Annotated in this window: 12 protein-coding genes and 1 rRNA gene; 8 read left to right on the forward strand and 5 right to left on the reverse strand. The window is 71.0% G+C overall.

Annotated elements, in window-relative coordinates; translation table 11 throughout:
* Positions 1-102: 102 nt before the first annotated feature.
* A complete protein-coding gene (locus ISG29_RS14280) occupies positions 103-1,086 on the reverse strand; it encodes an alpha/beta fold hydrolase (protein WP_207793130.1) in 984 nt (327 codons plus the stop codon).
* A 204-nt stretch (positions 1,087-1,290) separates the two neighbouring features.
* Here ISG29_RS14280 and ISG29_RS14285 point away from each other — a divergent pair, with 204 nt between their 5' ends.
* The 7 genes from ISG29_RS14285 (at position 1,291) to ISG29_RS14315 (ending at position 8,452) form a co-directional block, all read left to right on the forward strand.
* A complete protein-coding gene (locus tag ISG29_RS14285; protein WP_328829220.1) occupies positions 1,291-2,493 on the forward strand; it encodes a PucR family transcriptional regulator in 1,203 nt (400 codons plus the stop codon).
* A gap of 110 nt (positions 2,494-2,603) precedes the next feature.
* Positions 2,604-3,785, forward strand: coding sequence for an acyltransferase domain-containing protein (locus ISG29_RS14290; RefSeq protein WP_194504117.1), 1,182 nt, complete (start codon positions 2,604-2,606; stop codon positions 3,783-3,785).
* The gene (locus ISG29_RS14295) at positions 3,785-4,786 is read left to right on the forward strand and encodes a beta-ketoacyl-ACP synthase III (RefSeq protein WP_194504118.1); all 1,002 of its coding nucleotides are present in this window, start codon (positions 3,785-3,787) and stop codon (positions 4,784-4,786) included. The genes ISG29_RS14290 and ISG29_RS14295 overlap by 1 nt, the downstream gene beginning before the upstream one ends.
* Before the next feature lie 61 nt (positions 4,787-4,847).
* Positions 4,848-5,093 carry an acyl carrier protein gene (locus tag ISG29_RS14300; protein WP_194504119.1) on the forward strand — a complete coding sequence of 82 codons (246 nt, stop codon included), beginning with the start codon at positions 4,848-4,850 and terminating at the stop codon, positions 5,091-5,093.
* The gene (locus ISG29_RS14305) at positions 5,093-6,358 is read left to right on the forward strand and encodes a beta-ketoacyl-[acyl-carrier-protein] synthase family protein (RefSeq protein WP_194504120.1); all 1,266 of its coding nucleotides are present in this window, start codon (positions 5,093-5,095) and stop codon (positions 6,356-6,358) included. The genes ISG29_RS14300 and ISG29_RS14305 overlap by 1 nt, the downstream gene beginning before the upstream one ends.
* Positions 6,359-6,397: 39 nt before the next feature.
* Entirely contained in the window at positions 6,398-7,846 is a 1,449-nt protein-coding gene (locus ISG29_RS14310) for a carboxyl transferase domain-containing protein (RefSeq protein ID WP_194504121.1), read from the forward strand.
* 156 nt (positions 7,847-8,002) lie between these two features.
* Positions 8,003-8,452, forward strand: a complete 450-nt coding sequence (locus tag ISG29_RS14315; RefSeq protein WP_194504122.1) for a hypothetical protein — start codon at positions 8,003-8,005, stop codon at positions 8,450-8,452.
* A 1-nt stretch (position 8,453) separates the two neighbouring features.
* On the opposite strand, the gene ISG29_RS14320 is transcribed toward ISG29_RS14315, so the two are convergent.
* Positions 8,454-8,972, reverse strand: a complete 519-nt coding sequence (locus ISG29_RS14320) for a DUF3145 domain-containing protein (RefSeq protein WP_194504123.1) — start codon at positions 8,970-8,972, stop codon at positions 8,454-8,456.
* Between the two features lie 152 nt (positions 8,973-9,124).
* A complete protein-coding gene (locus ISG29_RS14325) occupies positions 9,125-10,018 on the reverse strand; it encodes an alpha/beta fold hydrolase (RefSeq protein ID WP_194504124.1) in 894 nt (297 codons plus the stop codon).
* 48 nt (positions 10,019-10,066) lie between these two features.
* On the opposite strand from ISG29_RS14325, the gene ISG29_RS14330 reads away from it, so the two are divergent.
* The gene (locus ISG29_RS14330) at positions 10,067-10,603 is read left to right on the forward strand and encodes a hypothetical protein (protein WP_194504125.1); all 537 of its coding nucleotides are present in this window, start codon (positions 10,067-10,069) and stop codon (positions 10,601-10,603) included.
* Between the two features lie 26 nt (positions 10,604-10,629).
* Here ISG29_RS14330 and ISG29_RS14335 read toward each other — a convergent pair whose 3' ends face one another.
* Positions 10,630-11,538, reverse strand: a complete 909-nt coding sequence (locus ISG29_RS14335) for a tetratricopeptide repeat protein (protein WP_235959851.1) — start codon at positions 11,536-11,538, stop codon at positions 10,630-10,632.
* Between the two features lie 73 nt (positions 11,539-11,611).
* Positions 11,612-11,728: ribosomal RNA gene (gene rrf / locus ISG29_RS14340) — 5S ribosomal RNA — on the reverse strand.
* Positions 11,729-12,088 lie beyond the last annotated feature (360 nt).

Here is a 12,088-nt window from a genome sequence, read left to right on the forward strand (position 1 = left end):
CGACCCCTCGCGGCACGATCCGCGACCCCTCGCGGCACGATCCGCGACCCCTCGCGGCACGATTCGCGACCCCTCGCGGCACGATTCGCGACCCCTCGCGGGTCAGGCGCCGGCGGCAGCGGTGACGGACGTCGTGGGGGCGGTGCGGACCCGGGTCGAGCGGGCCGTGCGGACCGGCGACATGTGGCCGTTCTTCAGCAGGGTGCGCCAACGCGCCCGCGAGTAGACGGCCGGCTGGTTGTCGCCGATGAACTCGACCATGATCCGGGCGAACCGCTCCGGGTCGTCCTTGTGCGGGAAGTGACCGCAATGCGGGATCACCTCGACCCGGGCGTCCGGGGCGAGAGCGGCCGCGTTGCCGGCGTGCTTGACGGGGATCACCTGGTCGTCGCGGCCCCACACCACGCACATCGGCATCGCCTGCGTGAGGTAGGCGCGATCGGCCATGGTGACGATCTGGCCCTTGACGTCGACGACGGCGCGTACGACGTGGCGGATCGCGGCGCGAGCGGCGGGATCCTTGAACGAGTCGTAGATGTCGGCCACCTCGTCGAGGTCGCGAGTGGCGCGCAGCGGCGTCGCGGACAAGGCCCGCATGCCCGCGATGCCGGCGTGACGGACTCCCGGCAACGTGAGCGCTCCCATGACCTGGTGGAAGCCGGGGAGTGTGATCGCGCGGATCACGGGAGTGACCTCAGGGCCGAGTCCGCCACTGGCGACGAGCATCAGCCGCTCGGTGCGCTCGGGGAACTGGTAGGCGAACTGCATCGCCACTCCGCCGCCGAAGCTGTGCCCCACGACCGTGACCTTGTCGATGCCGAGCACGGTCAGCAGGTCGCGCATGCCGTTGGCGTACCCGCCCACGCTGTAGTCGGCGCGCGGCTTGGCCGACTGCCCGTGCCCCAGCAGATCGGGTGCGATGACGGTGAAGTGCTCGGCGAGGGTGTCGATCACCGGCTCCCACGTGGTGTGGTCGCAGCCGAGGCCGTGCAGCAGCAGGAGCACCGGACCGCTGCCCACCTTCACGAAGGCCCGCTGGTGACCGTGGATCGTGAGGAACTGGACCTCGCTCGCGGAGCTACTCAACGTGCCTCCTGGTAGTGGGGACGTCGCGGGCGCTCGGCATCGCGCCGGCCCCGGCCGTGACCGACAGCCTTGCGCAGTTTTCCCTTATTTGTAAGGGACTTCACGCAATCGACACATTCTCGGGTTGCTCGCTGGAGGATCCACTCGGGCCGTGACCGCGCCGTGACCTCGGCCACGCCCTCGCGTTCACGGCACACTGGGCCCGTGAGTCCCACTCCCCCGCATGCGCCCAGCCCGGCCGCCGGCACCCTGCTGCGCTCGACCGGCGCGCTCAGCACGGCCGCCATGCGTCGCATGGAGCGCTCGGTGGCGTGGTTCTCCGAGCTGGAGGCCGAGGACCGAGCCTGGGTGGCGCAGATCGTGCAGGCCGGCATCCGCAGCTTCGTGGAGTGGTATGTCGAGGACGACGGCGGGGCAGCGGGGCGGCTTCCGGAGCGCGGGGAGAGAGCCATCGCCTCGGCGGTCTTCGGCGCTGCACCCCGAGCTCTGGCCGGGGTCATCTCGCTCCAGCAGACGGTCGAGCTGGTCCGACTCTCCATCGACGTCGTCGACGACAGCCTCGACGACCTGCTCGGCGACGAGGCTGCGGCCGTGCACTCCGCCGTGCTGCGCTACGCCCGCGACGTCGCGTTCGCCGCCGCGGAGGTCTACGCGCGGGCGGCGGAGACGCGCGGCGCCTGGGACGCCCGCCTCGAGGCGCTGGTGGTCGACGCCGTCCTGCGTGCCGAGCCCGACGACACCCTGCACTCGCGGGCCAGTGCCTTGGGTTGGTCCACCCGCGGCGGCGTGGTCGTGGTCCTCGGCGACCTCCGAGCGCGCCGTGGTGAGTCCGATCTCGTCGACACGACCCGCTCCCGGGCGCGAGACCGCGGGCTGGACGCCCTCTGCGCCGTCCAGGGCGAGCGCCTCGTCGTGATCCTCGGCGGCGCCGACGATCCCCAGGCCGCGGCCGAGGTCGTGCTCGGCTCGTTCTCGGACGACGCCCCCGTCGTGGTCGGACCCGTCGTCGACGGGCTCACTGCGGCCCACGTGTCGGCTCGAGTCGCCCTGGCCGCCCACCGCGCGGCCAGCGGCTGGCCCGAGGCACCGCGCCCGGTGCTCGCGCAGGATCTGCTGGCCGAGCGCGCGCTGGCCGGCGACGGTCACGCGCGCCGGTTTCTCGTCGACGACGTCTTCAGGCCCTTGGACGAGGCTCGCGGTGCCATGGTCGAGACCCTGGCGGCGTACTTCTCCTGCGGCGGCTCGGTCGAGGCGACCGGGCGACGGCTCTTCGTGCACGCGAACACGGTGCGCTACCGACTGCGGCAGGTCGCAGACGTCGTCGACCTCGACCCCACACACCCGCGCGACGCGCTCACGCTCCAGATCGCGCTGATTCTCGGACGTCAGGCGGCCGCACGCCTGTGAGGCGCGCCACGAGAACCGTCGTTCTTGTGGAGATCTGACAACGGACACCGGCCAAACTTCGTCAGATCACCGTGTGGGTGGTCGAGTTCGACCAGGGCAGAGTGGACCTCGTGCTCGTCATCGTCGCTCCCGGCCAAGGTGCCCAGACCCCCGGATTCCTCACCCCCTGGCTGGAGGATCCTGCCTTCGAGAACCGCTTGCACTGGCTCTCGACCGTGGCCGGCCTCGACCTCGCCCACTACGGCACCGAGGCCGATGCCGAGACGATCCGCGACACCGAGATCGCTCAACCCCTGCTCGTGGGCACCGCTCTCGTGGCCGCGCTCCAGCTCTACCCGCAGCCCGCCGACGCGTTCCGCACGGTCGGCGCCCTGGCGGGGCACAGTGTCGGCGAGATCGCCGCGGCCGTCGGTGCCCGCGTGCTCACCGCGGAGCAGGCGATGGTCCTGGTCCGCGAGCGTGGCAAGGCCATGGCCCGGGCCTCGGCCGCCACGCCCACCGGCATGACAGCGGTGCTCGGCGGCGACCGCGACGAGGTGCTGGCCGCGCTCGAGACGCACGGCCTGACCCCCGCCAACGACAACGGACCCGGCCAGATCGTGGCCGCCGGGACGATGGAACAGCTGGCCGCCTTCGCCGACGCCCCGCCCGAGAAGGCCCGACTGCGACCGCTCTCGGTCGCCGGCGCATTCCACACCTCGCACATGCAGCCGGCGGTCGGACACCTCGCCCGGCTCGCGTCCTCCATCTCTACGCACGACCCGCGCACCCGGGTGATCTCGAACCGCGACGGTCGGGTCGTGCACGACGGTCGCGACGTGCTCGCCCGTCTCGTCGGTCAGACCGCAAGCCCCGTCCGCTGGGATCTGTGCCTGGAGACGATGGAGGATCTCGGCGTCACCGGCATCCTCGAGATGCCCCCCGCCGGCACCCTGACCGGCATCGCCAAGCGCGCCCTCAAGGGCGTGGCGACCTTCGCCCTCAAGACACCCGACCAGCTCGACGACGCCCGCGCGTTCTGCCTCGAGCACGGCGAGGACGCCGGCCTCGAGACGACACCCACCTGGCGCGTCGTCGTCTCCCCCGTCAAGGGCACCTTCCACCGCTCGCCGGAGGCCGACGTGCCCGACCTGGCCCCGGGCACGGCCATCGGCGACGTGGCGAGCTCGCGCGACAAGGTCGAGGTCACCGCCGCTCACGGTGGCCAGGTCGTCGAGTGGCTCGTCGAGGACGGCGACCTCGTCTCCCCCGGACAGCCACTGGTCAGACTGCACCCGGCGGGCGCTGCCTGATGCCAGCCCTCGTATCGAGCACCGGGGCGCAGCACGCACGCATCCTCGGCATCGGGGCGTACCGCCCGGGCCGCATCGTGCCGAACAGCGAGATCGTCGACGCGATCGACTCCACCGACGAGTGGATCCAGCAGCGCTCCGGCATCCGAGAGCGGCGCTGGGCCACCGACGGCGAGACCGTGCAGGTGATGGCCGTCGGCGCCGCCCGCCAGGCGTTGGAGCGCAGCGGCATCGACGCGCGGCAGATCGATGCCGTCGTCGTCGCCACGGTCAGCCACTACCTCCAGACGCCGGCCCTGGCCACGACCGTCGCCCACGAGCTCGGCACCGATCAAGCGGCCGCCTTCGACATCTCGGCGGCCTGCGCTGGCTTCTGCCACGGCGTGGCTCTCGCCAGCGACCTCGTGCGCGGCGGCAGCGCGCACCACGTCCTGGTCATCGGCGTCGAACGACTCTCCGAGCAGACCGACCCGACCGACCGGGGCTCGGCGTTCATCTTCGCGGACGGTGCGGGGGCCGCCGTGGTGGGCCCGAGCGACGTCCCGGGCATCGGCCCCGTCGCGTGGGGCTCCGACGGCGAGCACGCCGACCTCATCCGCAGCCGCGACGACTGGCGCGACGTGCTGGCCTCCGACGCGCCCCGGATGCCGCACCTGGTCATGCAGGGCAACGCCGTGTTCCGATGGGCCTCGTTCACCATGGCCAAGGTCGGACTGGCCGCCCTCGACCGAGCGGGTATCACCGCCGACGAGCTCGACTGCTTCGTGCCGCACCAGGCGAACATGCGCATCACCGACGCCATGGCCCGGGCCATGAAGCTGCCCGCGACCGTGGCGATCGCCCGTGACATCGCCGAGCAGGGCAACACCTCGGCCGCCTCGATACCGCTCGCCCTCGACCGGATGTACGCCGAGGGCACCGCGCACAGCGGCGATCTCGCGCTCCTCATCGCCTTCGGCGCCGGGCTCGCCTACGCGGCCCAGGTCGTCGTCCTGCCCTGACCGCCGGGCCGACACAGCTTTCCGCACGACCATCACCCCACCCACGAAGGAGAACCACCTGATGGCCACCACCGAAGAGATCCGCACCGACCTCGCCGAGATCGTCAACGAGGTCGCCGGCGTCGACGCCGACGACGTGCAGCTCGACAAGTCGTTCGTCGACGACCTCGAGGTCGACTCGCTGTCGATGGTCGAGGTCGTCGTGGCCGCCGAGGAGAAGTTCGGCGTCTCGATCCCCGACGACGAGGTCAAGAACCTCAAGACCGTCGGCGACGCCGTGGCCTACATCGAGCGCGCCTCCGCCTGATGCCCGCCTCGACGCCCCGACGGATCGTCGTCACCGGCCTGGGAGTCACCTCCCCGGTCGGTGGCGACGTGCCCACGACCTGGGAGGCCCTGCTCGCCGGACGCTCCGGCGTGCGGCGCCTGGAGCAGGAGTGGGCCGCCGACCTGCCCGTGCAGATCGCGGGTCAGGCGGCGGTCGAGCCCACCGAGATCATCGACCGGGTCAAGGCCCGTCGCCTGGACCGCACCTCGCAGTTCGCTCTGGTGGCGGCGACCGAAGCCTGGGCCGACGCCGGTCTGGCGGACGCCGAGGGCCTCGACCCCGAGCGTCTCGGGGTCGCCTTCGCATCGGGCATCGGCGGGGTCACCACCCTGCTCGCCAACCACGACACGCTCAAGGAGAAGGGCCCTCGGCGGGTCTCCCCCTTGGCCGTGCCCATGCTGATGCCGAACGCCCCGGCCGCCACGGTGAGCCTGCACCTCGGGGCGCGCGCGTTCGCCAGTACGCCGGTCTCGGCCTGCGCCTCGGGCAACGAGGCCATCTCCTTGGGCCTGGACCAGCTGCGGCTGGGTCGCGCCGACGTCGTCGTGTGCGGCGGAACCGAGGCGGCGATCCACCCGCTCAACATCGCCGCGTTCGCCAACATGATGGCGCTCTCGAAGACCGCGAGCGGCCCCGACGGCGGTGACCCGACCACGGTCTCCCGCCCGTGGGACACCGGCCGCGACGGGTTCGTGCTCGGCGAAGGCGCCGGCTGCGTCGTCCTCGAGACCGAGGAGCATGCACTCGCCCGAGGAGCGCGCATCTACGCGACCGTCCTGGGCGCCGGCGTCACCGCCGACGCCCACGACATCGCCCAGCCCGACCCCGAGGGCCGGGGCGGCACCCGAGCCATCAAGCGGGCCATCGCCGAGGGCGACGTCGACCCCGCGACCGTGGCCCACGTCAACGCCCACGCGACCTCGACACCGCAGGGCGACATCGCGGAGGGGCTCATGCTGCATGCCGTGCTCGGCAGCCACGCCACCGACGTGGTGGTCACCTCGACCAAGTCGATGACCGGCCACCTGCTGGGGGGCGCCGGCGCTCTCGAGGCGGTCGCGACGGTGCTGGCGCTGCACCACCGCGTCTCCCCGCCCACGATCAACCTCGACGATCAGGATCCCGCGGTCGAGCTCGACATCGCGATCAAGGCGCGCGACCTGCCGCAGGGCGACATCGTCGCGCTCAACAACTCGTTCGGGTTCGGGGGCGCCAACGTAGCGGTCGCCTTCGGCAGCGTCTGACCCGCTCCGACCCTCACCACGAACGTCAGGAGACCTCCGATGACCACCACTCCCGTCCGCCCGGACGCCAACACGAAGCCGGCCAAGCCGCCGCGCGAGGAGGATCCGCGCTACCCCGTGCACCGGATGCGCGCCCTGCTCGACGACGGCTCGCTGGAGTTGATCTCCCCCGAGGACGACTCCGGCATGATGGCCGCCGTCGGCACCATCGAGGGCGCTCCGGTGGTCGTCTTCTGCTCCGACCCGACCGTCATGGGCGGCGCGATGGGCGACCTGGGCTGCCGCGTGGTCGTCGACGCCTACCACCGGGCCATGACCGATTCGGTGCCGATCATCGGCCTGTGGCACTCCGGTGGCGCCCGTCTGGCCGAAGGCGTGCTGAGCCTGCACGCCGTGGGCCGGATCTTCCACGTCATGACCCAGGCGTCGGGCAAGGTGCCGCAGATCTCGGTGGTCCTCGGCCCCGCCGCGGGCGGCGCCGCCTACGGTCCCGCGCTCACCGACATCGTCATCCTCGGGCCGGAGGGGCGCATCTTCGTCACCGGCCCCGATGTCGTGCGCTCGGTGACCGGTGAGGACGTCGACATGCTGCGCCTGGGCGGGCCGGAGCCGCACGGACGCCGCTCGGGCGTCGTCCACGTGGTCTCCGAGTCCGAGGCCGAGGCGCTGGGGCAGGCCCGCACCGTGGCGCACCTCATGGGCGCCCAGGGCAGCCTGCGCGTGGAATCGGTCGAGGACCGTGACCTCGAGGCGCTGCTCCCGGAGTCGAAGAAGCGCGCCTACGACGTGCACCCGGTGGTCGAGTCGTTCCTCGACGAGGGCACCATGACCGAGCTGCACGCGAGGTGGGCGCCCAACATCGTCACCGCTCTCGGGCGACTCGGTGGTCGCACGGTCGGCGTCGTCGCGAACAACCCGCTGCGCTTGGGTGGGTGCCTCGACTCGCTCTCGGCCGAGAAGGCCAGCCGCTTCGTCCGACTCTGTGACGCCTTCGCGATCCCGTTGGTCGTCGTCGTCGACGTGCCCGGCTACCTGCCCGGTGTGGGTCAGGAGTGGGACGGCGTCGTGCGGCGTGGCGCGAAGCTGCTGCACGCGTTCGGTGAGTGCGTGGTGCCTCGGGTGACCCTGGTGACCCGCAAGACCTACGGCGGGGCCTACATCGCCATGAACGCCCGCTCGCTGGGCGCGACCAAGGTGTTCAGCTGGCCCGGCGCCGAGGTGGCCGTGATGGGGCCCGTCGCAGCCGTGCGCATCCTGCACCGGCGCAAGCTGGCCGAGGTGTCCCCCGACATCCGACCTCAGGTGGAGGCCGAACTGGCCGCCGAGCACGAACGCCTCGCCGGCGGCGTCGACAAGGCCGTCGAGATCGGAGTCGTGGACGAGGTCATCGACCCGGCCCGCACCCGCACGACCATCGCGGCCGCCATCGACGATGCCGTGCAGAGCGTCGGCGTACGCCGGGGAGCCCACGGCAACATCCCCCTCTGAGCCCGTACCCATCACGCGAGCGGGGCCCGGGGGTCACCGTAACGTTTCGGGCGTGTGAGACGTTGGGCACAGTGACCGACGTCGCCGTCGCCATGACGGCCTCTTGGGGAGGGATCCACCTTGACCGCGCGCTGTTCACGCTCGAGAGGGCTCGAAGTGCTGGCGGCGCCTCTCGCGCTGCCACTCACCCTGCCCCTCGCCCTGGCGATCGCCCTCGTGCTGACGACCGCGACGCTCTCGGCCCCCGCCGACGCCGCCGGTAGCCCCAAGTACGCCCAGTACGCCAAGACCCTGCGCAACGACGGCACGCTGAAGCGCGGCTGCCACGACTACGTCTACCGCTACAAGATCAACCCTCCGCCCGACTCCACCACATGGGCCCTGGAGACGATCCTGATCGATCGCCGAGGGGTCAGCGTCGCCTCGGGCGGCGTGAGCAAGGGCAGCGATCCCAAGCGTGGTCGCAGCACCTTTCGGTTCTGCTTCTCCAACACGGTGCCGGGTACCTTCCACATCAAGGGACGCTTCGGCTACAAGGTGGGCAACTCCAACGCGATGACGGGTCGCATCAAGACCACCTACTTCAAGCTCAGGCTGGCGAGCTGACTCAGACCACCTGGTGCAGCCAACGCACCGGGGCGCCCTCGCCCGCGTGACGGAACGTCTCCAACTCGTCGTCCCACGGCTTGCCCAGCAGCCGGTCGACCTCGACGAGCAGCGTGGTGTCACCCATGGCGGCCTTCACGACGGCGGCCTTGATGCGGTCCTCGGGGATCATGATGTCGCCGTGCAGGCCCGTGACGGCGTGGAAGACGCCCAGGTCAGGGGTGTAGGAGTAGCGCTGGCCCTCGCTGGCGGGCGTCGGCTCCTCGGTGATCTCGTAGCGTAGGTGCTTCCACCCGCGGAGCGCGGAGGTCACGGCCGCGGCCGAGCCGGGAGAACCCGTCCAGGAAAGCTCGGCACGGTAGGTGCCCGCGTGCGCCGGCTGCGGGGTCCAGTCCAGGCTGACGGGCGCGCCGAGCACGCCCCCGACGGCCCATTCCACGTGCGGGCACAGCGCCGAGGGCGCTGAGTGCACGTAGAGGACACCCCTCGTGGTCGCACGGGTGGCTGCTGTGGTGGTCACGGTGACCCCTCCTTCATCTCCAGCGAAGCTGCGCCTTCCCCAGCGGGCTGTCGCGGTGATGTGGTGGATCGAGTGACACCGATGTGAGTTGTGGTTCCATTGTGACCCATGGGGCGCCGATGCGCCAGCGGAACCGCGAACGTCGAGACGGCTCAGCCGAGGGCGGACAGCGTCGACAGCACTTCCTCGGCGATGCCGAGCCCGCCGAGGTGGCTCTCGCCGTCGATCACGGTCATCGTGGCGTCGGGCAGGGCGTCGACCACCTGCTGCCCGTGTCGGAAGGGCACGATGTGGTCGGCGTCGCCGTGCCACCACCGCACCGGGACAGTGACGTCGGCGGGCTCGAAACCCCACGGTCGCGTGAACAGGATCAGATCGTTGATGGGTGCCGAGGTCTGGAAACGGCTTCCGTTGAGCAGGTCGTCGAGGAACATGGCCTTGAACTCTGGGCGGGAGAGCAGGTTCTTGTCTCCCGCGGGTTGGACAGCGGCGTAGAGGTCGAGTCCGGATCCGGCGACCGGCCGCAGAAGTCTGATCGCCTGGGTCAGGGCGATGCCGAGGGGAACCCGGCCCGCCTGGAGCAGCGGCGCGAGGTGCACGGCGAGCTGGATGATCCCCCCATCGCTCGCGTGCGGTCCGACGGTCGGGGCGACACCGCCGAGCACGCCGACGCCGGGCACACGGTCGGGGAACGCCGCGCCCGCTGCCAGCGCGTAGGGGCCGCCACCCGAGAGGCCAACGACTCGGAACTCTTCGATGCTGAGCGTGTCGAGCAGCAGGGCGAGGTCGTCGGTCCAGTCGAGGATCTGCTCGTAGAGGTGGGGTGTCGAGCTGCCGATGCCGGGGCGGTCGATGCCGATGATGCGCAGGCCGTGCTCGCGCGCGTAGTCGCGCGCCTCCAGCGGGATCTGCCGTCGTGCCCCGGGGGTGCCGTGCATCCACACGATCGCCGGACCCGACCGCGAGCCGTACTCGGCGAAACTCATCCGCCGACCGTCGCCGACCTCCACATTGCCCTCGAGGGCCGGCCTCTTCAGATCCTTCATGCCGTGCATTGTGGCAGGCCAGACACTGAGGTGTCCTAGTGTCTAGCCATGACGAGCCTCAGCGGTCCCGACGGACTCAGTAGGATCCCGTCCGGGCGACGCCTGCGGATCGTCACGGCCCTCGTGCTGGCCGTCGTCCTTCTCGCAACGGTCGGGTGGTACATCGCCCACCCGGCGCCGCTGCCCGTGCGTGCGGGGCACGTCACCGCGGCGACCTCGCCAGGTCGCCCGGTGTTCGTCGGGGTCTTCACACCGAGTGCCGACTTCGACCGCACCCTGCGGATGGGCGGGGTGCACGTGCACACGACGGCCACCGCACCCGTGACGGTGACCCCGTTGTTGTGCACCGGCGGATCCATCGGTGTCACCACCGATCCCTCGGCCTTCTGCGACGACGTGAGCGATCCGGCGGACGGCACCTTGCGCGCCGGCGACAGCATCCTGATCGAGATCGAGGCCGACGAGCCGACCGCCGCCTTCGTCGACCCCGTCGGCATCAGCTACCGCGAGGGCCTGCAGGTGGGCACCCAGTCGGCGGGCACGGCGGTGGTCATCAACATCACCCCGGTCGCCGCGGCGTCGTGACGACCCCCTGACCGGGCTGTCTGCGGCTACTCGACTGACGTCTCCAGAAGCGCCGCACGCTCGGCGGCGTCGGTCAACTGCTCGGCGTCGATCGCATGGGTGCGGTGGAACCACGCCAGGGCGTCGGTCGTGCGACCGGCGTGCTCCAGGGTGTCGGCGTAGGCGTAGCGCAACCGCACCACCCACGGTTCCCTGCTCTTGGACTGCAGGGGCGCGAGTTCCAAGGTACGCAGCGCCGCGTCGACCTGTCCGAGGTCGCGGCGTGCGCCGGCTTCGACGATCGTCATCTCGGCCTTGGCCGGCGGGGCGAAGTTGCCCACGGCCGGGCTCTTGGCCAGCTTGAGCGCTTGGTCGGCCTGACCGAGCGCGCGATGGCAGTCGGCCATGATCGGCAGGTAGTCGGTGGCGCCGTTCATCCGCTTCGCCGCACGCAGTTCCGAGAGGGCCTCGGCGTAGTGTCCGGCTGCGTAGGCCGACTCGCCCACAGCCTCGCGCACCACGGCCAGCCGCGGTGCGCGCGCCCGCGCGGCCAGCGTGTGCTGGTAGGCCGTCTCGGGATCCTCCTCCACCAGGGCGCCCGCCGCCGCCAGGTGACGCGCGACGCGCGACGCGAGCTTCTCGGGAAGCCCCTTCAGCTGGGCCGCGATGGAGCGGTCGAGTTCGCGGCCCGTGATGTCGTCGGGCAGCTCGGGACCGTCGTAGACCGCCTTGTCGGCTCGAGGCTCCCGCCGCTCGGCCCGATCCCGCCGATCACGCGAGGTGCGCTCAGGCCCCCGCTGACCGTCACGTGAGGACGACGAGCCACCGGACCGCGATCCGCCTTGGCCGCCGGAGCGGGACGGGGCTCCGCGGCGGTCTCCCCCGCCGCGACCTCCCTCACCGCGTCGCGGGCTGTCGCCGGACCGCTGCTGTCGGGGATTACGCCGCTCGGGCACGCCTACTCCTTGAGATGTTCATTCATGCAATGCACGTAGGGGCCACCCAACGGGTGGCCCCTACGGAGTGTATGTCCGGCGGCGTCCTACTCTCCCACGATCTCTCGGTCGCAGTACCATCGGCGCTGGCAGGCTTAACTTCCGGGTTCGGGATGGGACCGGGTGTTTCCCTGTCGCTATGGCCGCCGTAACTCTTTCAACCCACACCTGGTGTTCTGGGGGGGGGTGTTCACCCAGGCGGTGGTGTGGTTGGTCTATGTAGTTATCACTGTGGTCACCACTGGTGTTGTGATGGGTGGTGTGGACGCGAGACACACATGATGTTGTTGTGTGTTTGCAGGGCGTGTGTGGTGCGTTGATGCATGTGCACACGGTGTTGGTGTGGCTTGGTGCCACACACTCGCCTTACCGCCCCCGGGTGGGGGGCGGGGACACGGTGACCACAGTTGACCAGTGTCTGGTTTGTGGTGTGTGTTGAGAGTGTGTGAGGGCAAGCCCTCGGCCTATTAGTACCGGTCGGCTGGGCATTACTGCTGTACACCTCCGGCCT

The organism is Nocardioides acrostichi, from assembly GCF_015319165.1.
GTDB lineage: Bacteria > Actinomycetota > Actinomycetes > Propionibacteriales > Nocardioidaceae > Nocardioides > Nocardioides acrostichi.

What these genes read in the sequence shown, in the direction of transcription:
- ISG29_RS14310 (WP_194504121.1), top strand. Translation starts at nt 6,398, where the DNA reads ATGACCACCACTCCCGTCCGCCCGGACGCCAACACGAAGCCGGCCAAG.
- ISG29_RS14300 (WP_194504119.1), top strand. Translation starts at nt 4,848, where the DNA reads ATGGCCACCACCGAAGAGATCCGCACCGACCTCGCCGAGATCGTCAAC.
- ISG29_RS14305 (WP_194504120.1), top strand. Translation starts at nt 5,093, where the DNA reads ATGCCCGCCTCGACGCCCCGACGGATCGTCGTCACCGGCCTGGGAGTC.
- ISG29_RS14330 (WP_194504125.1), top strand. Translation starts at nt 10,067, where the DNA reads ATGACGAGCCTCAGCGGTCCCGACGGACTCAGTAGGATCCCGTCCGGG.
- ISG29_RS14325 (WP_194504124.1), bottom strand. Translation starts at nt 10,018, where the DNA reads ATGAAGGATCTGAAGAGGCCGGCCCTCGAGGGCAATGTGGAGGTCGGC.
- ISG29_RS14295 (WP_194504118.1), top strand. Translation starts at nt 3,785, where the DNA reads ATGCCAGCCCTCGTATCGAGCACCGGGGCGCAGCACGCACGCATCCTC.